This is a genomic window from Selenomonas sp. oral taxon 920 (assembly GCF_001717585.1).
Taxonomy (GTDB): domain Bacteria; phylum Bacillota; class Negativicutes; order Selenomonadales; family Selenomonadaceae; genus Centipeda.
The window spans coordinates 1,015,001-1,034,489 of the sequence record NZ_CP017042.1 but is presented as its reverse complement, the minus strand read 5'-3'; the positions used below and the strand labels follow the sequence as shown (position 1 = coordinate 1,034,489).

Annotated in this window: 13 protein-coding genes, 1 tRNA gene and 2 rRNA genes; all 16 read right to left on the bottom strand. The window is 56.3% G+C overall.

Annotation, left to right across the window (positions count from 1 at the left end; all coding sequences use genetic code 11):
* Positions 1–6: 6 nt before the first annotated feature.
* Positions 7–1,404 (bottom strand): AmmeMemoRadiSam system protein A, encoded by a 1,398-nt coding sequence (gene amrA / locus BCS37_RS04825; RefSeq protein WP_069180404.1) that lies wholly within the window; start codon positions 1,402–1,404, stop codon positions 7–9.
* A 67-nt stretch (positions 1,405–1,471) separates the two neighbouring features.
* Positions 1,472–1,556, bottom strand: a tRNA-Leu gene (locus BCS37_RS04820).
* 27 nt (positions 1,557–1,583) lie between these two features.
* The gene (locus BCS37_RS04815) at positions 1,584–3,839 is read right to left on the bottom strand and encodes a DEAD/DEAH box helicase (protein ID WP_069180403.1); all 2,256 of its coding nucleotides are present in this window, start codon (positions 3,837–3,839) and stop codon (positions 1,584–1,586) included.
* The gene (locus BCS37_RS04810; protein WP_069180402.1) at positions 3,836–5,167 is read right to left on the bottom strand and encodes an ATP-binding protein; all 1,332 of its coding nucleotides are present in this window, start codon (positions 5,165–5,167) and stop codon (positions 3,836–3,838) included. Before BCS37_RS04810 ends, BCS37_RS04815 begins: the two co-directional genes overlap by 4 nt.
* Positions 5,154–6,674, bottom strand: coding sequence for a TerB N-terminal domain-containing protein (locus BCS37_RS04805; RefSeq protein ID WP_069180401.1), 1,521 nt, complete (start codon positions 6,672–6,674; stop codon positions 5,154–5,156). The genes BCS37_RS04810 and BCS37_RS04805 overlap by 14 nt, the downstream gene beginning before the upstream one ends.
* Before the next feature lie 292 nt (positions 6,675–6,966).
* Positions 6,967–7,761 (bottom strand): ABC transporter ATP-binding protein, encoded by a 795-nt coding sequence (locus tag BCS37_RS04800; RefSeq protein ID WP_069180400.1) that lies wholly within the window; start codon positions 7,759–7,761, stop codon positions 6,967–6,969.
* Complete coding sequence (locus BCS37_RS04795; protein ID WP_069180399.1) at positions 7,761–8,642, bottom strand: ABC transporter permease; 882 nt, start codon at positions 8,640–8,642, stop codon at positions 7,761–7,763. The genes BCS37_RS04800 and BCS37_RS04795 overlap by 1 nt, the downstream gene beginning before the upstream one ends.
* 70 nt (positions 8,643–8,712) lie before the next feature.
* The gene (locus BCS37_RS04790; protein ID WP_069180398.1) at positions 8,713–9,705 is read right to left on the bottom strand and encodes an ABC transporter substrate-binding protein; all 993 of its coding nucleotides are present in this window, start codon (positions 9,703–9,705) and stop codon (positions 8,713–8,715) included.
* 27 nt (positions 9,706–9,732) lie between these two features.
* Positions 9,733–10,728: an ABC transporter substrate-binding protein gene (locus BCS37_RS04785; protein WP_069180397.1), complete on the bottom strand. Its 996-nt coding sequence runs from the start codon at positions 10,726–10,728 to the stop codon at positions 9,733–9,735.
* 144 nt (positions 10,729–10,872) lie between these two features.
* A complete protein-coding gene (gene sufU / locus BCS37_RS04780; protein WP_069180396.1) occupies positions 10,873–11,325 on the bottom strand; it encodes a Fe-S cluster assembly sulfur transfer protein SufU in 453 nt (150 codons plus the stop codon).
* Positions 11,315–12,499 (bottom strand): cysteine desulfurase, encoded by a 1,185-nt coding sequence (locus BCS37_RS04775; protein ID WP_237142744.1) that lies wholly within the window; start codon positions 12,497–12,499, stop codon positions 11,315–11,317. The genes sufU and BCS37_RS04775 overlap by 11 nt, the downstream gene beginning before the upstream one ends.
* A 37-nt stretch (positions 12,500–12,536) precedes the next feature.
* A complete protein-coding gene (locus BCS37_RS04770) occupies positions 12,537–13,382 on the bottom strand; it encodes a SufB/SufD family protein (RefSeq protein ID WP_069180394.1) in 846 nt (281 codons plus the stop codon).
* Positions 13,382–14,800 (bottom strand): Fe-S cluster assembly protein SufB, encoded by a 1,419-nt coding sequence (gene sufB, locus BCS37_RS04765; RefSeq protein ID WP_006692071.1) that lies wholly within the window; start codon positions 14,798–14,800, stop codon positions 13,382–13,384. Before sufB ends, BCS37_RS04770 begins: the two co-directional genes overlap by 1 nt.
* 5 nt (positions 14,801–14,805) lie before the next feature.
* Entirely contained in the window at positions 14,806–15,564 is a 759-nt protein-coding gene (gene sufC, locus BCS37_RS04760) for a Fe-S cluster assembly ATPase SufC (RefSeq protein WP_069180393.1), read from the bottom strand.
* A gap of 198 nt (positions 15,565–15,762) precedes the next feature.
* Positions 15,763–15,879, bottom strand: a 5S ribosomal RNA gene (gene rrf, locus BCS37_RS04755).
* Positions 15,880–16,294: 415 nt separating this feature from the next.
* Positions 16,295–19,225, bottom strand: a 23S ribosomal RNA gene (locus BCS37_RS04750).
* Positions 19,226–19,489: the final 264 nt, after the last annotated feature.

Here is a 19,489-nt window from a genome sequence, read left to right as displayed (position 1 = left end):
TTTGCGTCATCTATGCCGCTCCACCGTAAATCGCGCGAGTGCAATCGGCTCCTTCGGCTGGATGCGTGCCTTCTCACGCGCGATGGCAATCTGGTCCTCTGCCGTATCGATTCCCGCAAGATCGGGCAGCAGCAATCCACGTCGATTGTCTGTCAGGCTTCTCACGATCACCCCGTAGATTTTCGGATTGAGCTGTGCCGCCGATTCAATCGACTCGGGCGTGCTCAGCACATCCACGGAGTAGACGAGGCGGCTCAGTTCTCCCTCCTCGATTGGCTCAAAGCGTCCATCATGCGCCGCCGCTGAGACGGCATTGTAGAAAATCTCCTCGGCGAGCGTTTTCTGCGCGGGCAAGAACGTCCCGATGCATCCGCGCAGCTTTCCGTATTTCTTGATCGAGACAAACGCTCCCGCACGTTTTTCGATGAGTTCCTGCGGCAGATCAGAGGGCAGCGATGCGAATAAATGCGTTCGTACAAAGTGCTCTATACTCATACGCGCAAGCCGCACGTAGTCATCCTCCGCCGTGCGCAGTTCGGCAATCGCAGCATCCTCTGCACGAACGAGCTGTGCCGCGTAGTCGGTCCCCGCATCCCGCCCCGTCACGGTAAAGGACGCGACGGCGTAGCCCACACCGAACGGAGCTTCATAGCTGTGCAGCTTCGCACCCGTCGCCACGCGGTCAAGCGCACCCGCAAGCACCCACAGCCCGTTCAGCCCGCAGTGTCCCGCCGCCTCGGCAAAACTGCCGGGAATCTGCAAGAGCGACAAGAAGTCACCCGTCTTCATGAATGCTGTGCAGAGTTCATCGAACTCCGCGCCCTCAGGTGCAAAGCCGTTTGTGCCGCCCTCCATGAGCCGATGCGAAAGATCTCCGCTTGCGATGCAGATCGTCCGACGCCCGAGCCGCTCCGCCGTCGCCGCAATCGCCTGACCGAGCAGGGCATGTGTATACGCGGGCAGTCCTGCAATGCCGATGCGGACAAATTTGGTCGGCGCATCGCCGAGGTATTCACTCAGGAAGAAGAGCGGGATCATTGTGCCGTGATCGAGTGCCGGATTTTTCTCCCCGAGCGTCCCTGCAGGAATGTTCTGCTCTGACACAGTAGAGGAGAGCGCGCGTACAAATTCCTCGTCGTATTCAATCCCGATGGATATCTCGGGATGCCCGAACGCGGCGAAGGTCCCCTCGGCGCCCGCACCCGGCGAGATATGAAAGAAATCATCGTACGCCGTCGCGTGCGGGCTGATGATGACGACTGTATCGGGGCGCAGCTCCGCCGCCGCGCGCATCGTCTCGTAATACGCCCGAACGGTCGCGGCAATCTCCCCCTCCCGTCCCTGCCCGATGGTTGGAATGATGAGCGGCGGATGCGGAACGGCATAGGCGGCAAGGATGGACATAATGCTCACTCCCTCATAGAAAAAAAGCCGACTGCAAAACAGTCGGATCTATAAAAATATACCAAGATGGTGCGGATGAAGGGGGTCGAACCCATACGCCTTGCGGCACTGGATCCTAAGTCCAGCGCGTCTGCCAGTTCCGCCACATCCGCATGTGATTACTCAGCAAGCGTATTCTATCACGACCGCGCGGGGCTGTCAATCCGTGCATTCGCCCACGCGCACACCGCCGCCCGCATCTCCTTCACATCCAGAACACCATACGCGAATCCACGCCGCACAAGCTCCGTCGGGAGAAATTCATCGTATTTGTCAAAGATCGGCACCTCATCGGGATAGAGCAGTTCCATCGCATCGAGCTCCTCAGCCGCTTCCTCCGCGAGAATGTAAAAGAACTCTGCAGGCGATACCTTCATCGTAAACTGCATAAAGTACGGGCGCATGGACTCAAATCCGCGCAGACCGAGCCGCGCACCGCAGCGGATGCGCAGGAATCGCTCAAGTGCAAGGAAGGCATAGCTGCCGAGCCACGGCAGAAGCGCGTACATCTCGCCACCGAGCGGGATGAGCACATCTTCCGCCGCACGCGAGTGCCGTGCCGTCTCACGTGCCTGCGTGATACGTGCGACCGCATTTTTTAGCAGATAGGGCGGGATCAGCTCCTCGCGCAGCACCTGACGCATCCGCTCAAGAATGCGCGTGTGGATATCGCCGGGACACTCACCGAAATAGGCGGGCACATTCCCCTTCACCATCTCGCAATATACGAGGTGACGCTTGCGGTCAACCTCGAGCACGCGCCAGACGTGTCCTGCGATCGCAATCTTCTCCCCGACGGGCGGCGGCGTGACAATCGTGCCGATCTCCTGCGACTCGCAGCGGACGGTGTACTCCTCGTTCTCTTGAAAGACACCGTAGAAGCGAAAGGACTGCACAACGCGCTCCCCCGAAAGTCCCACGATCAGACCACCGCGCTCTGTCTGCTGCAGATGTTCCTGCGCGATCAGATGGCGCAGGAGCGTACGGTAGTCCTCCTGCGTGATGCGGTGAAAGACGTGCAGGGAGAGCACACGATCTGCGAGCGCACGCGGCGAGAGCTCCCCACAGGATGCCGCGACGCTCATGGTCTGATGATAGAGCAGGCTGAACGGCAGACGATCCAGGCGCGGCGGCTCAACCCAACGCTCCTCAAGGTAAAGCTGGATGAGGGCAATTCCCTGCAGCAGCTTCCACGGAATCGTCGCAGGCAGCAGGGCACGTGCCTCGGGTGCGTCCTCGCGCACGACGAAGTGCATCTCCTGCGGCTGACTGCGCCGCCCCGTCCGCCCCATGCGCTGGAGGAAGGACGAAACCGTCCACGGTGCGTCGATCTGAAAGGCACGCTCAAGCCGTCCGATATCGATGCCGAGTTCGAGCGTCGCCGTCGTGCACGTTGTAAAGAGACTGTCCTCATCCTTCATCCGCGCCTCCGCCGTCTCACGGAATGCGGCAGAGAGATTCCCGTGATGAATGAGAAAACGATCCGGCTCATGCTGTTTCTCACAGTAGGCGCGCAGCGTCGTTGTCACCGCCTCGCACTCCTCACGCGAGTTGACAAAGATGAGACATTTCTTCCCGCGTGTATGTGCAAAGATATAGCCAAGCCCGGGATCGGCAGCCTCGGGCGGGGTGTCGGTCGGTGCGCCGAGAAGATCCGACACGACAATGTCGTCGCGTCCCTCCCCCGCCTGCGTGTCGCGCACATAGAAATGCTCAAGGGAGAGCCGCCACTTGCTCCCCTTTGCCTCGATCTGCGGCACAAGGGTCTCCCGTCCCGTCCCTGCCGCGAGAAAATCCCCCGCACGCTTGGCATCGCCAATGGTCGCCGACAGCCCGATGCGGCGCGGCTGCACGCCCGCGATGCGGGAAAGCCGCTCGATGAGACAGAGCGTCTGCCCGCCGCGATCGCCGCGCAGAAGGGAGTGCAGCTCGTCGATCACGACAAAGCGCAGATCGCCGAACAGTTTCGGAATCGCCATGTGCCGATGCAGGAGCAATGCCTCAAGCGACTCCGGCGTAATTTGCAGGATGCCCGACGGACGTTTCATCAGGCGTGCCTTATGCGTCTGCCCCACATCTCCGTGCCAGTGCCAGACGGGGATGTCCGCCCTGTGGCACAGCTCCGTCAGACGCTCGAACTGGTCGTTAATCAGCGCCTTGAGCGGTCCGATGTAGATACATCCAACCGATGTGGGAGGACTCTCGTGAAAGAGCGTAATGATCGGGAAAAACGCCGCCTCCGTCTTGCCCGCCGCTGTGGATGCTGTCAGGAGCACATGATCGTCCGTCCCAAAGACTGCCTCCGCTGCCGCGATCTGGATGCCGCGCAGACTCTGCCATTCCTGTGCGTAGATATAGTCACGCACGAAGGGCGCATAGCGGTCAAATACGCTCATAGCTCGAACTCCGCGAACTGTGCGCTGATCTCTGCGCCCTCCACCTCATTCTGTGCGTACGAAAACTCCTCCGAACCGAGCAAATCCGCAAGTTTCAATGTCGGATTTTGGTAGATGATGTCGAGCACCTGAATGAAGTCACGGATGACCTCACGCGGTGTGATATGTGTGTCCGCACCGATTCGTCCGAACTCGATGCGGATGAAGTCCGCGAGATCGTCCTGCGTGACAATCTGTGCATATCCATAGAGCTCCGCATGGATGGCGGCAAGCTTTTCGATGAGCACGAGCATCTCCTCATGCGTAAGCGGCGCGAGCCGTATCACGGGCGAGAGCAGGTCACGATGCTCCCCTGCAAAGCGTCCCTCGGCGAGTCGTGAGCGCAGAGCCTCATAGCTGTAGACCCCGCGCCGCGTGTCCTCCATGCACGCGGGCGTGCCGCAGAGAATCATTCCGAGGTACTGTGCACGCCCCTGCATCGCATCGTTATACATTGTTAGGATCTTCTCGTAGTTGTACTGGCGCGTGACCGCGTGCGGGATCTTGTAGATGTTCACGAGTTCGTCGATGAGGATGAGCATCCCTGCATAACCTGCCTGCCGCAGGAATGCGGCAAAGAGTTTCAGATACTCGTACCAGTCGTCGTCCGTGATGATGATGTTCACGCCGAGATCATGCCGTGCTTCGGTCTTCGTCGTATACTCCCCGCGAAACCAGCGTGCAACCTGCGCCCGCTTCTCATCATCGCCGTCCCGATAGGCATGATAGTAGAGCGTCAGAATCCGCGTAAAGTCAAACCCATGCACGAGATCGTTCAGCCCGTAGATGATGGAGGCAATCCGCCGGTCAACAGCAGCAGGAAAATCGGGATGCTCGGGGGCGATACTGTCCTCCGTCACGATTTCCTGCTGTACCCGGCTGATCCAACGGTCAAGGATGAGCGTGAGTGCCCCGCCCTCGGGCGTTGTCTTCGTCGCCATATTGCGAATGAGCTCACGATACGTCGCGAGCCCCTGCCCCCGCGTCCCCTGCAAGCGTCGCTCGGGCGAGAGGTCGGCATCCACCACGACGAAATTCTTTGCCATCACATAGCTGCGGATCGTCTGCAAAAGGAAGCTCTTTCCGCTGCCATAGCGTCCAACGATAAAGCGGAACGAAGCCCCACCGCCCTCGATCATCTCCACATCAGAGAGCAGTGCCTCAATCTCGCTGCGACGTCCGACGGTGATGTACGGAAGACCGATGCGCGGCACGACGCCGCCCTTGAGGGCATTCACAAGTGTCTGGGCAATACGGCGCGGGATTTTCTTCGGTTCATTCGCAGCCATGCAGATACCTTTCTATCAGTTCGTCCTGATAATCGGGAACAACGGCGGGCGGATCGCCCTCGATCACCGTGTCCGCAAAATCATCGTACAGTTTTTCGTTGATGCCGTCGACGAGGACGGAGAGCATCCTCCCCTCCGTGCGCACCCACGCGAGATCACCGTCACCGAGGAGTGTGCGGAGCAGGCGAAGCTCCGACGCATCCAGACCATTGATATCCCCTGCCCCCTCTGCCGTCACGGGAGCGGCGGGCAGCGTATCCTCAGAGGATGACGGAGAAACGACAGGAGAAGGCTCAAAAATGGGCATCATCGGAGGTTCCTCTTCCTCCTCCACGATCAGCCGCTCCTGCGTCACATCGGCATCCGCACGAATGCGCGCAAGCTGCGAAAAGTCAAGTCGGACGCGCCGCGCCTCTGCTGCCCTCTGCTCCGCAAGAAAGGCGGTGATCTCCTCATCAATTATTTTTGCCTGCCATTTTTTCAGCTTTGGCGGCTGGATCGCTGTGATTCCAAAATGTGCACGCAGTCCGGCATCCACTCCGCGCAAAAACACGCCCAAACGCTGTGCCGCACGTTCTGGACGCTCATACGAGTGCAGCGTCCAGTACCCGCTCACGCACTCATAGCGGCGCAGAGGATGTACCTCATAGACGCGATCCGGCTCCTCCTTGGGCGGCTGAAATACCGCAGAGGAAAAGAGGCGGACGGGCGCAGTCTGCTCCACGGCAATCAAATCGTCAAAGAAACTGATCTGACGATGCTTCTCATAGTACTCCGCAGCGTGATCCAGCACGCGGAGCACGACGGCATTCACCTCTGCCGTATGAGCACGGTAGAGCTTCGAGCGTTCCAGACGATAGGAGGAGAGAACGCAGACCGCCGACATTGTTTCCTCTGTCGTATGCTCCGTGTGATGAAGCACCGTACAGATGGCATCATCCTGTTCCCAATATGAGAGAGCATTGCCACGCCATGTAATCAGTTTGGAATCAAGCCCATAGTAGATAACGAACTCATCTTCCCAATGCACAATATAGTGACCGATCTGCGGGTCAAGCGCACGATATGCCTCACAGAAGGAATGCAGCTTCTCATAGCCATCCTGTGCGTCCCTGCAACCGATGAGATGCAGAAGTTCATAGACGTAGAGAGACGCATAGGACATCCCCCGCTTCTCGACCCGTCCCTGCCGCACCGCCGTCCGCCATGTGAAGTAGCCGCGCAGCTGTGCATTCGAGAGCGAATCATACGTCGGAAAATATTGATTGACCACGCCTTTATAAACATAGTCATCCTCATAGTTCACCATCAGACGCGCTTGCTTCAGAAACAGCTCCGCCCGCGACTGCCAATAGTCGTGCGTGGTGGTGACGAGTGCGCGCATGGCAAGCAGCAGCTTCGGCGTCGGTGTTTTTGGGGTGGGCACGGGCGCATTTGGGATCGCCTCGTCGCGATAAATACGCCCGACAAGACGCTGCGAAATGTCGGAAGACCATCCGTTCCCCATCACACACCTCCGTTCATCCGTTCGATTTACTCCCCCTTATTTTACTACGAATCCCCAAAATAGCAAGTTCGCGCAAGAAAATACGCCTCCTGCCGGGCAGCAGGAGGCGTATTTTCGATAGAGAGAAAGAAATGTAGGGAATGTATGTGAATTCCGCGGAAGGGAAGGCCGCAGAATACGCACCGAAAGTCAGAGAGTATGAAAGCATATCTGCATTCTTAGTATCTCTTGCTTTCATAGATAATATAACGGAATCGACTTAGAACGCCTTGTGAAGGGCGTTAATGTTCGATTAGCTTAGGAGTAGACTATCATTAGCGAGCTCGCTGCCCGCCGCCTGCTCGAACATAGAGAGAAGGTCGCGCGTCGTGAGCCCCTGCTTCTTTTCCTGCGGCACATCGAAGAGGATTCGCCCCTCATGCAGCATGATGAGGCGATTTCCGTAGCGCAGAGCATCCTTCATGTTATGTGTAATCATGAGTGTTGTGAGCTGATCCTCTGCGACAATCTGCTGCGTGAGTTCAAGCACCTTCGCCGCAGTCTTCGGATCGAGCGCCGCCGTATGTTCGTCGAGGAGCAGCAGGTTCGGCTTCACAAGCGTCGCCATAAGAAGGGTCAGTGCCTGTCGCTGACCGCCCGAGAGCAGTCCGACGCGCGAAGATAGGCGATCCTCGAGGCCGAGCTTCAGGCGTGCAAGCTTCTCGCGGAACACATCGCGCATTTCGCTCGTCGAGCCCCAGCGCAGCGTCGGTGTCTGCCCACGCCGCGCAGCGATCGCAAGATTCTCCTCGATCATCATGCGTGCCGCCGTCCCCATCATCGGGTCTTGGAATACACGTCCGATGAACTTCGCTCGACGGTGCTCCGGCCACTTCGTAATGTCCTCGCCTGCGATGCAGATCTTTCCTGTATCTACGGAGATCGCCCCCGCAATCGCGTTCATCAGCGTGGACTTACCCGCGCCGTTGCCGCCGATCACGGTGACGAAATCGCCGGGTGCAAGGTGGAGGGTAATGCCCGAGAGCGCCTTCTTCTCCGTGATTGTCCCTGGATTGAATGTCTTTTTGATATCCTCGATATGCAGCATCACTCCGCCCCCTTCTTCATCGCGTGATATTTCGACTGGATGAGGGGCAGCGAAAGTGCAATTGCAACGAGAATTGCCGTGAAGAGTTTGAGATCATTCGGAGGCATGCCAAGCTGCAGCACAACAGCAATGACGGCACGGTAGACAATCGAGCCGAGCACAACGGAGATCAGCCAGTTCTTGAAGCTGCGCGTGCCGAAGAGCACCTCGCCGATAATAACGGACGCAAGGCCAATGACGATCGTGCCCGTCCCCATGCCGACATCCGCAAAGCCGTTGCTCTGTGCCACGAGTGCGCCGCAAATCGCGACCATGCCATTCGAGAGGAGCAGCCCAAGTACGATCATGATATCCGTGTTGACACCGTTCGCACGGATCATATGAGGGTTTGCCCCCGTCGCGCGGATCGCCATGCCTAACTCCGTGCCGAAGAACCAATACGTAAGCAGGATGGCGATTACAACTACAACCGTTCCAATGAGAAGGATGTTCGTCGCTGTATCGAGCCCCCAGATATTCCACTCAGTGAAGAGCGTCTCCTGCTGCAGGAGCGGCAGGTTCGCCTTACCCATGACGCGCAGATTGATGGAATAGAGTCCGATCATCGTCAAGATTCCAGCAAGCAGTGCGGGAATCTTTAGTTTCGTACAGAAAAATCCTGTGATAACGCCCGAGACACATCCAGCCGCGCAGGCAACAAGGATTGCCGTCAGCGGCGTATAGCCCGCTATGAGCATAGCGGCAGAAACGGCGGCACCAAGAGGAAAACTGCCCTCGACCGTCAGATCGGCAATGTCCAAAACGCGATAGGTCAGATAGACGCCAAGCGCATAGAGTCCCCAAAGGACTCCCTGTGCCGCCGTCGCAACGACGAGATCCATAACGTCACTCCCTCGAGATTCAGAAAAAAAGCGGACACGCTGCGTGCCCGCTCCGTTGTGTTCGGCTTACTTACGGCACAATCGTTGCACCGTTTAGTACATCGGCAGGAATCGTCAGACCGATTTTCTCCGCATTCTTCTTGTTGATGACAACCACGAGATCGCGTGCCGTCTCGATCTTCATATCGGCCGGCTTAGCCTTTCCTTCGAGGATATCCGCAGCCATATCGCCCGTCTGGACACCAAGCTTATAGTAGTCAATTCCCTTCGTTGCAAGAGCCCCAGCTGTGACACCGCCGGCAAAGCCGCAGATCACGCCTTTGCCCGCCGGATCGGTAATACTCGTGAGCGTCGGCATCGCCGATGCAATCACATTGTCCGTCGGCTCATAGAACACATCCACATCGTCGACCATGCTCTGTGCCGCCTGCTGAATATCGTTGACCGTCGAAATCGTTGCAACACGCACGGTCAGCCCCTTTGACTCAGCATATTCCTTCATCGCCTTTACCTGAATCTCTGAGTTGACCTCACTCGAGGAGTAGATCGTTCCAATTGTTTTTGCGTTCGGATAGAGCTTCATGAGGAGATCAATCTGCTCGGCGATCGGCGTGAGGTCGCTTGTGCCCGTGACATTTCCGCCCGGCGCATCGTTCGACTTTACCACCTTTGCGCTCACGTAGTCCGTTACCGCCGTTCCAACAATGGGGATATCCTTCGTGGCATTGGCTGCCGACTGCACCGCAGGGGTTGCTATTGCACAAATGAGGTCTACTTTGTCGCTGATAAAACGCTGAACAATATTTTGGAGGTTCGACTGATCCGCTTGTGCATTCTGGCGATCAATCGTGAGGTTCTTGCCCTCCTCGTAACCGCGTGCCTTAAGCCCGTCCACGAACCCACGATTCGCATCATCGAGTGAGCTGTGCTCCACGAGCTGAACAATTCCAACTTTGTAGGTCTTGTCCCCCTTCGTTGACTGCTCCCCGCATCCTGCCGACACCAGAATCCCGAGGGCAGCGATGCTGAGCGCAGCACATTTTGCGAGTTTTGTTATCTGCATCGAATCCCCACCTTTTCTATTTCTGTATTAGTCCACCAGAGTCGCATCCTTGAGTACATCCTCCGGAATCGTCAGTCCGAGTTTTGCCGCACTCCCCTTGCTGATGATGAGAGAGAGCTCGCGTGCCGTCTCAATCGGCATATCCGACGGCCTCTTCTTGCCCTCGAGGATGTCTGCCGCCATGTCGCCCGTCTGAACACCGAGCTTGTAGTAGTCGATACCGTAGGTCGCAAGACAGCCGCCTGTCACCATGAACGGCTCAGCGCAGATCACAGCCTTGCCCGCCGCATCCGTCACGCCGACGAGCGTTGGGATGGAGGAGGAAATGACATTGTCCGTCGGCTCATAGAACACATCCACATCATTGACAAGGCTCTGTGCCGCCTGTGGGATATCATTGACTGTCGAGACCGTCGCCGCACGCACCTTGAGTCCCTTTGACTCAGCATATTCCGTCATTGCCTTGATCTGGATCTCAGAGTTGATCTCGCTCGAAGAGTAGATCGTACCAATGGTCTTTGCATTCGGATAGAGCTTGATAAGAAGATCGATCTGCTCCCTGATTGGATTGAGATCACTCGTCCCCGTGATGTTCGCGCCCGGCTTCTCGTTTGTCTGCGCAAGCTTTGCACTCACATAGTCCGTGATCGCCGTTCCAACAATGGGAATATCCTTCGTCGCATTCGCCACAGACTGCGCTGCCGGAGTTGCAATGGCACAGATAAGATCCACCTTGTCGCTGACGAAACGCTGCGCAATATTCTGGAGGTTCGACTGATCCGCCTGTGCATTCTGGCGATCAATCGTGAGGTTCTTGCCCTCCTCGTAGCCGCGCGCCTTGAGTCCATCCACGAACCCACGATTCGCTGCATCGAGAGCATTGTGCTCGACCAGCTGGACAATGCCGATCTTATACGACTTCTCACCGCTTGCCTTCTGATCGCCGCCGCAGCCCGCCGTAACGCCAAGTCCGAGCACCGCGATGCCAAGAGCGATGGCTTTCATTGCCGTTGTCATCCGCATCGAATTCCCACCTTTTCTATTGTCTCATTTTTACAATACTTGTTTATTATACATGGGCATGCACAAAAAAGCTAGTATTCATACAATGAAAAATACGAAAGGACTGCTCTGAGAAGCGAAAAACTTCCCAAAGCAGCCCTTGTCTTATGACGTTTGTCCTTCTTTTAAGAGATCCTCAAGCGTATGCCATGCAAGCACCGCGCATTTCACACGCGCGGGCATATTCGAAATATTTTTGAGCGCGACTGCCTCATCCAGTTCCTCAAGCACCTCGTCGTCTGTCACCTCGCGCTTGATCATTGAGGTAAAAAGCTGTGCAAGCCGATGCGCCTCCTCGACCGTCTTGCCGCGCATGAGGTCGATCATGATGTCCGTGCTCGCCTGTGAGATCGCGCATCCAACACCCGTAAAGGCGCCGTCTTTGATGACGCCGTCCGCAATCTCGAGCTCGAGCGTGATCTCATCGCCGCAGCTTGGATTGTGCCCGCGCTCGCGCACGGTCGCTGTCTCGAGTGCGCCCTTGTTCTCGGGCGAGCGGCTGTGCTCGCCGATGACCTCCGTATAGAGATCGCTGAGTGCCGATCCCTCAGTCGCCATAGCCGAGCACCCCCCGTACCTTTTTCAGGGCCTCAACGAACCGGTCGATGTCCTCGTGTGTGTTGTAGAGGTAAAAACTCGCACGGCAGGTCGCATTCTGCCCGAGATAACGCATCAGCGGCTGTGCACAGTGATGCCCCGCGCGAATGGCAACACCGTAGCTGTCGAGAATCGACGCAACGTCATGCGGGTGTACGTCCTTCACGTTGAACGTGATGATGCCCGTCTTGTTGTCGCGCGTACTGTCACAGCCATAGAGCTCCACAAATGGCAGCTCGCGCAGCTTCGGCAGCGCGTAGGAAATGAGATCGCGCTCGATCGTTTCGATGCGGTCAAAGCTGACCTTTTCGAGATAGTCGATCGCCGCGATCAGCCCCGATGCACCGCTGACGTTCTGCGTGCCCGCCTCGAACTTCGCGGGCAGCTCCGCAAAGGTTGTCTCCTGCTCGCCAACATAGTCGATCATATCGCCGCCAAAGAGGAACGGCGGCATCGCGTCGAGGATGTCATACTTCCCATAGAGCACGCCAATCCCCATCGGGGAGAGCATCTTATGTCCCGAGAATGCGAAGAAATCCGCATCCATCGCCTGCACATCCACCGCAATATGCGGCACGCTCTGTGAGCCGTCCACGACGATCACTGCCCCGACCGCATGAACGCGGTCGGCAATCGTACGCACATCGTTGACAAGACCAAGCACATTCGACACATGTGTCACAGCGACGATTTTCGTCTTTTCCGTGATCTGTGCCGTAATATCCTCTGCCGATAGGTTGCCGTCCTCCGCGAGATAGATGTACTTGAGCGTCGCCCCGCGCGCCTTGGCGACGAACTGCCACGGAACAATATTGCTGTGATGCTCCGAGATGGTGATAACAATCTCATCGCCCTCGCGGATATTTGCGCGTCCGTAGCTGTATGCGACGAGATTCAGCGCCTCCGTCGCATTCTTCGTAAAGACAATCTCCTCAGGGCGTGCCGCACCAATGAACTGCTGCGTCCGCACACGCGCCGTCTCATAGATATCCGTCGCCTTTACCGACAGCTCGTATGCCCCCCGATGCGGATTCGCATTGCAGTAGGTGCAGTAGTCGGCGACCGCCTTGATGACCGCCTCCGGCTTCTGCGTCGTCGCTCCGTTGTCGAGGTAGACAATGGGGCGACCGTTCATCTTCGTCTGCAGGATCGGGAAATCCTGCAAATACTCGTTATTCCTGCGTTCCACCCAAAAGTCTCCTCTCAAGGTAGCTGCCGATCTCCGCACGCAGCTCTTCGCTCTCAATACGCGCCAGTACCGGCTCAAAGGATGCCTCGACAATCAGCTGCTGCGCCGCACGCTCGTCGAGCCCTCGGCTCATCAGATAAAAGAGCTTGTCCTCGTCCATCCGCCCGATGCTGACCGCATGATGCCCGTCCACATCGCCCTCGTGTGAGAGCATGAGCGGAACACTGCGGTTGCGTGCATGGGGCGAGAGAATCGTGACCTCTTCGTCCTCCTTGCCAACCGAGCCACGCGCTCCCTGAACGAAGTCCAGCGTCCCGCGGAATGTCTTGACACTATGGTCCAACAGAGCACCGCGCACCTGCATGTTTGCGTCCGTACGGCGGCCTTCCTGACGGATGATATAGTTGAGGTCGATCTTGCGCTCCTCATCACCAAAGTACAGCCCCCAGACATCCGCGCGCGCCTCATCGCCCGCGAGCGTCACGCGCAACTCCGATGCCGTATGCGCAGCGCCCGCCTCGACGAGCGTGCAGGAGAACAGTCCTCCGCGCGCCACATTTGCATGAATGCGGCTCGCCGCAGGCACGTCCGTCGGTGCAAACTGGATGTAGGTCAGCGCAAGCTCTGCACCCTCCGCGACATCCACATAGATCTCCTGCGCCCCGTTTTCGCGCAGCTCCACAATATGTTTTGAACGCTCCCCCGCAGCGACGGAGAGCCTGATCTCATCGTTGGTATCCGCAAGCCCCGCAGGCACGGGGAGATCATTGACCCCGAGCCAGCGCCATGTCGGCATGGGGATACGGCTAAACACGTCCTGCATTGCCATCACCCCATCGTTCCTTCCAATTCAATGTTGACCAAGTTGTTCATCTCAACCGCATACTCAAGCGGCAGTTCCTTCGCAATCGGCTCGACAAAGCCGCGCACAATCATCGCACGCGCCTCCTCCTCGTCGATCCCGCGGCTCATCAGATAGAAAATCGCCTCGTCGCTGATCCGCCCGATCTTCGCCTCGTGTCCGATGTCCACCGCATCGCACGCGACATCCATCACGGGGAGTGTATCGCTGCGCGACTCCGCATCCAACATCAGCGACTCGCAGTTGACCGAGCACTTTGCCCCGACCGCACGCGGCGTCACCTTGACCCCACTGCGGTAGATCGCGACACCGCCCGACTTCGAGATCGAACGTGTGCTGATATTCGCCGACGTATTCGGCGCGTCAAAGATCACCGTCGCGCCCGTGTCCAGCTCCTGACCCTTCGAGGCGAACGTGACGCCCGTGAACTCACAGGTCGCATTCTCCCCGTGCAGAATGCTCGTCGGATAGAGCATCGAGACGTGTGAGCCAAACGAGCCGGAGACCCACTCGACCGCGCCATCCTTCTCCACCTTCACACGCTTCGTATTGAGGTTCATCATATTGCGCGACCAGTTCTCGATCGTCGAGTAGCGCAGCCGTGCCCCCTCCTTGACGAACAGCTCGACACAGCCCGCATGGAGATTCGTCACATTGTATTTCGGCGCAGAGCACCCCTCTATGAAATGCAGGCTCGCCCCCTTCTCCACAATGATAAGCGTGTGCTCGAACTGCCCCGCCCCCGCCGCATTCAGTCGGAAATAGGACTGCAGCGGGATATCTACCTTGATCCCCTCGGGTACATAGACGAACGAACCGCCCGACCAGACCGCACCATGCAGCGCGGCGAACTTATGCGCCTTCGGCGGCACAAGCGTCATGAAATACTGCTGAACGATGTCACCGTACTCCTGCAGCGCCGTCTCCATGTCCGTATACACAACGCCCTGCTCCACAAGCGACTCTTGAATCGAGTGGTAGACCACCTCAGAGTCGTACTGTGCGCCAACCCCCGCGAGCGACGTTTTCTCTGCCTCGGGAATGCCCAAACGGTCAAACGTATCCTTGATGTCCTCGGGCACCTCGTTCCAGTCCCCGACCATCTTCGCATCGGGGCGCACATAGGTCACGATCTCATCCATATTCAGCTCGGAGAGATCAGGCCCCCATGCGGGCATTGGCATCGCGTGGTAAACATCCAATGATTTCAGACGAAAATCGAGCATCCACTGCGGATCATTCTTCTTCTCCGAAATGTCGCGGATAATCTCCTCCGTCAGACCCGACTGCGACTTATACGCCGAGCGATCTTCATTGGTAATATCGTAAATCGTCCGCTCAATGTCGGCGACCTGCGTCTTTTTCTTTGGTACAAAATCCCCCATTCGGCTCACCCCACTTGATCCTGCGCCGCAAGGATATTGGCAAAACCTTCCTTGTTGATCTGCTGAATAAGCTCTGCACCGCCCTCGCGCATAATCTTCCCCTGCGCAACCACGTGCACACGATCCACCTTCAGCTTATCAAGAATGCGCGCGTTATGTGTAATGATGAGACAGGAATTCTCCGCTGTATGGAATTTTGACACACCCTCGGACACAATCTGTACGGCATCCACATCCAGTCCCGAATCGGTCTCATCGAGCAGTGCCAACTTCGGCTGCAGCATGAGCAGCTGCAGCACCTCACTGCGCTTCTTCTCGCCGCCCGAGAATCCTACGTTGAGATAACGCTGTGCATAGCTCGGGTCGATCTTCAGCTCTGCCATCATCGCATTCAGCTCCTTGCGGAACGGCATGAGCTTGACCTTTTCGCCCGTCATCATCTGACGTGCCGTGCGGATCATATTCTCCACCGTGATGCCGGGGATCTCCTCCGGCGTCTGGAACGCGAGGAACAGTCCGCGCCGCGCACGCTCGAACGCACGCAGCGCACCGATGTCCTCGCCCTCGAGCACAAGGCTGCCGCCCGTCATCTCATACTTCGGGTGCCCCATGATGACATTCATCAGCGTCGACTTGCCCGAGCCGTTCGGGCCAAGGATGACGTGCACCTCGCCCTTGCGAACGGTAAGATCAAGCCCCTTTAGAATCTCCTTGCCCTCCACGCCCGCGTGAAGATCCTTTATCTGCAGCAATACATCTGCCATAGCAAACTCTCCTTAAAATAGTCTATCGTTTAATCCTTACAAAATTACTCGGGATTCATATTTTCATCATTGTATTTGCTTTCATATAAAAAGTCAATAACCTAAGACACGATCTATAAACAAAACAAATAATTGAGATTCCTTTTCATAGTTTAGTACATAGAAAAAAGACCCGTGAAAGCTCACGAGTCTTTGATTGTGCGGCAACTACCTACTCTCCCACGTCGTCTCCAACGAAGTACCCTCGGCCTTTGAACGCTTAACTACTGTGTTCGGAATGGGAACAGGTGGAACCGTTCAGGCATCATCACCGCATTACTGACTTGTTCCAAGAGCAAAGCCCATCAGGGCGTATGCGATTGGCTCAACAAGTCGTACGCATAAGTGTCCCAAGAGTCAAGTCCATAAGGACACAGACGATTGGCTGACACTACCTGCGCTCTATAGAGTAAACTGTCGTTCACTCAAAACTTCACAGAAGAAACTTCAAGCAAATTGTATTTGTAGGCTTGTACCTTTGAGTTACTGTCGACATTGACTGCGTCAACGTCGACTAAGTGACTCACACAAAACTGCTCGTTCGCTTTCGCTCACGCAGTTTTGGTTCGCTACTTAGCGGTCAACGTCATCCAATCACACTTCGCTGTCGCTCGTGTTCTTGGGACGTTTTCGCATACGACCTGTTTCCCGTTCAGCTTCATCCTACGGATTCGCTTCTCGGACAGGTCAGTAAGTCAAGCCCTCGACCGATTAGTGCTGGTCAGCTGCACACATTGCTGTGCTTCCACACCCAGCCTATCTACCTTGTCTTCTTCAAGGGGTCTTACTTCCTTATAGGAATGAGATACTTCATCTCGGGACGGGCTTCACGCTTAGATGCTTTCAGCGTTTATCCCTTCCGGACGCAGCTACCCGGCCGTGCCCTTGGCAGGACAACCGGTACACCGTTGGTCCGTCCACTCCGGTCCTCTCGTACTAGGAGCAGCCTCCCTCATGTATCTTACGCCCGCGATGGATATGGACCGAACTGTCTCACGACGTTCTGAACCCAGCTCACGTACCACTTTAATGGGCGAACAGCCCAACCCTTGGGACCTGCTTCAGCCCCAGGATGTGATGAGCCGACATCGAGGTGCCAAACCTCCCCGTCGATATGGACTCTTGGGAGAGATTAGCCTGTTATCCCCAGGGTAGCTTTTATCCGTTGAGCGATGGCAATTCCACTCTCTTTCCACCGGATCACTAAGCCCTACTTTCGTACCTGCTCGACCCGTCAGTCTCGCAGTCAAGCTCCCTTGTGCCTTTATGCTCTTCGCGCGATTTCTGTCCGCGCTGAGGGAACCTTTGGACGCCTCCGTTGCTCTTTCGGAGGCGACCGCCCCAGTCAAACTGCCCGCCTGGTACTGTCCCGAATGCTGTTAACATTCCGGTTAGATCCTTAGCATATGAAGGCCGGTATCCCAACGGTGACTCCTCCTACTCTAGCGAGTAGGTCTCCCAGTCTCCCGGCTATCCTGTACGTCATATGCCAAAGACCAATGCCAAGCTGCAGTAAAGCTCCATGGGGTCTTTCTGTCCAGTCGCGGGTAACCTGCATCTTCACAGGTATTTCAATTTCACCGGGTCCCTCGTTGAGACAGTGCCCAAATCGTTACGCCTTTCGTGCGGGTCGGAACTTACCCGACAAGGAATTTCGCTACCTTAGGACCGTTATAGTTACGGCCGCCGTTTACAGGGGCTTCAGTTCGCTGCTTCATCTCTAGGACTAACAACTCTCCTTAACCTTCCTGCACCGGGCAGGCGTCAGCACCTATACTTCAGCTTGCGCTTTCGCAGGCACCTGTGTTTGTGGTAAACAGTCGCTTGGGCCTCTTTTCTGCCGCCGTCAACAGCTCCGGTGGTAAACACCTTCACCATCAACGGCCATCCTTTTCCCGAAGTTACGGATGCATTTTGCCGAGTTCCTTAACGAGGGTTTTCCCGCGCACCTTAGGATTCTCTCCCCGCCTACCTGTGTCGGTTTTGGTACGGGCAGACGTCTTCTCGTTAGAAGCTTTTCTTGGCAGTGTAGTGCAGCTGAATTCAGATTGACCGTAGTCTTTCCTATCTATCGGTTCTCGGCCTTATAGTATGGGGATTTGCCTCCATACAAGCCTACCGCCTTCGACGTGCTCTTCCAATCGCACGCTCAGCTTCCTTCCTGCGTCACTCCATCCTCAAACGAAGACGCCCGGTACTGGAATTTTCGCCAGTTGTCCATCGCCTATGCTTTTCGCCTCGGCTTAGGTCCCGACTTACCCTGGGGCGACGAGCGTTGCCCAGGATCCCTTAGGCTTTCGGTGGACAGGATTCTCACCTGTCGTTTCGCTACTCATACCGGCATTCTCACTTCTTACCCGTCCAGCAGTCCTTCCGGTCTGCCTTCGTCCAGATAAGAACGCTCCCCTACCCATCGTACCTAGTACGATGCCGCGGCTTCGGTTCTGTGCTTTAGCCCCGGATATTTTCGGCGCAGGGCCTCTCGACCAGTGAGCTATTACGCACTCTTTTAATGGTGGCTGCTTCTGAGCCAACATCCTGGTTGTTTTCGAAGTCCTACATCCTTCTCCACTTAGCACAGCATTTGGGACCTTAGCCGGCGGTCTGGGCTGTTTCCCTCTTGAATACGGGTCTTATCACTCGCATTCTGACTCCCAGGCTGCCCATATGAGCCATTCGTAGTTTGACTGGGGTCGGTAGGCTTTACGCCCCCTTGCCCGATCAGTGCTCTACCGTCTCTATGGTTATTCGCCTGAGGCTAGCCCTAAAGCTATTTCGGGGAGAACCAGCTATCTCCACGTTCGATTGGCATTTCACCCCTATACACATCTCATCCCAACATTTTTCAACATGCACGGGTTCGGTCCTCCACTCATTTTTACCTGAGCTTCAACCTGGACATGTATAGATCACTGTGGTTTCGGGTCTAATCCATGCTACTAACAGCCCTCTTAAGACTCGCTTTCGCTTCGGCTCCGCGTCTCCCGCTTAACCTCGCAGCATAAATTAACTCGCCGGTTCATTCTTCAATAGGCACGCCGTCGCACATGTAAAGTGCTCCGACTGTTTGTAGACATACGGTTTCAGGTTCTATTGCACTCCCCTCCCGGGGTTCTTTTCACCTTTCCCTCACGGTACTTTCCACTATCGGTCGTTTCGATGTATTTAGCCTTGGATGGTGGTCCACCCTGCTTCCCACTGGGTTCCTCGTGCCCTGTGGTACTCTGGATCCCTGCCCGCCTTTCACTCTTTCGTGTACGAGGGTCTCACTCTCTTTGCCGCACCTTCCCAGATGCTTCCACTAAAGTGTCCAGTTTGTTGCAGGTCCGCAACCCCTGAGAACCGAAGTCCTCAGGTTTGGGCTCCTCCCGTTTCGCTCGCCGCTACTCAGGGAATCTCTTTGATTTCTTTTCCTCCGACTACTTAGATGTTTCAGTTCATCGGGTGTTTTCTCTCTGCATCAAGTGCAGAGTGACGGGACGTTGCTCCCGCCGGGTTGCCCCATTCGGAAATCTGCGGGTCATAGCTTACTTGCAGCTCGCCGCAGCTTATCGCAGCTTATCGCGTCCTTCTTCGTTTCGAAACGCCTAGGCATCCGCCGTATGCCCTTCTTCACTTGACTTAACCTTCCGCTTCGCACATCAGCGGCACTGCATATCCCGTCATCTGCTTTGTCAGCCTCATCGACATAGCGTACTATGTCTCTGTCGGCTTCCGCGCATCTAACGAAATCTTCAGCGCCGATCCAACATAGAAGCGGAACTTGTCACGTTCAGTAAGGTATTTTCGCTTTATCCTAATTTGCTTGGGAAAATCTTTTAGTGAGGACTGTTCCGCTTCCTACGCTCATGATTTCGCCCCTTCCACCACGCTTTGCGTGATCCCC

What these genes read in the sequence shown, in the direction of transcription:
- sufU (WP_069180396.1), bottom strand. Translation starts at nt 11,325, where the DNA reads ATGGCGACTGAGGGATCGGCACTCAGCGATCTCTATACGGAGGTCATC.
- sufC (WP_069180393.1), bottom strand. Translation starts at nt 15,564, where the DNA reads ATGGCAGATGTATTGCTGCAGATAAAGGATCTTCACGCGGGCGTGGAG.
- amrA (WP_069180404.1), bottom strand. Translation starts at nt 1,404, where the DNA reads ATGTCCATCCTTGCCGCCTATGCCGTTCCGCATCCGCCGCTCATCATT.
- BCS37_RS04815 (WP_069180403.1), bottom strand. Translation starts at nt 3,839, where the DNA reads ATGAGCGTATTTGACCGCTATGCGCCCTTCGTGCGTGACTATATCTAC.
- BCS37_RS04785 (WP_069180397.1), bottom strand. Translation starts at nt 10,728, where the DNA reads ATGCGGATGACAACGGCAATGAAAGCCATCGCTCTTGGCATCGCGGTG.
- BCS37_RS04800 (WP_069180400.1), bottom strand. Translation starts at nt 7,761, where the DNA reads ATGCTGCATATCGAGGATATCAAAAAGACATTCAATCCAGGGACAATC.
- BCS37_RS04805 (WP_069180401.1), bottom strand. Translation starts at nt 6,674, where the DNA reads ATGGGGAACGGATGGTCTTCCGACATTTCGCAGCGTCTTGTCGGGCGT.
- BCS37_RS04775 (WP_237142744.1), bottom strand. Translation starts at nt 12,499, where the DNA reads ATGAACGGTCGCCCCATTGTCTACCTCGACAACGGAGCGACGACGCAG.
- sufB (WP_006692071.1), bottom strand. Translation starts at nt 14,800, where the DNA reads ATGGGGGATTTTGTACCAAAGAAAAAGACGCAGGTCGCCGACATTGAG.
- BCS37_RS04795 (WP_069180399.1), bottom strand. Translation starts at nt 8,642, where the DNA reads ATGGATCTCGTCGTTGCGACGGCGGCACAGGGAGTCCTTTGGGGACTC.
- BCS37_RS04770 (WP_069180394.1), bottom strand. Translation starts at nt 13,382, where the DNA reads ATGGCAATGCAGGACGTGTTTAGCCGTATCCCCATGCCGACATGGCGC.
- BCS37_RS04810 (WP_069180402.1), bottom strand. Translation starts at nt 5,167, where the DNA reads ATGGCTGCGAATGAACCGAAGAAAATCCCGCGCCGTATTGCCCAGACA.
- BCS37_RS04790 (WP_069180398.1), bottom strand. Translation starts at nt 9,705, where the DNA reads ATGCAGATAACAAAACTCGCAAAATGTGCTGCGCTCAGCATCGCTGCC.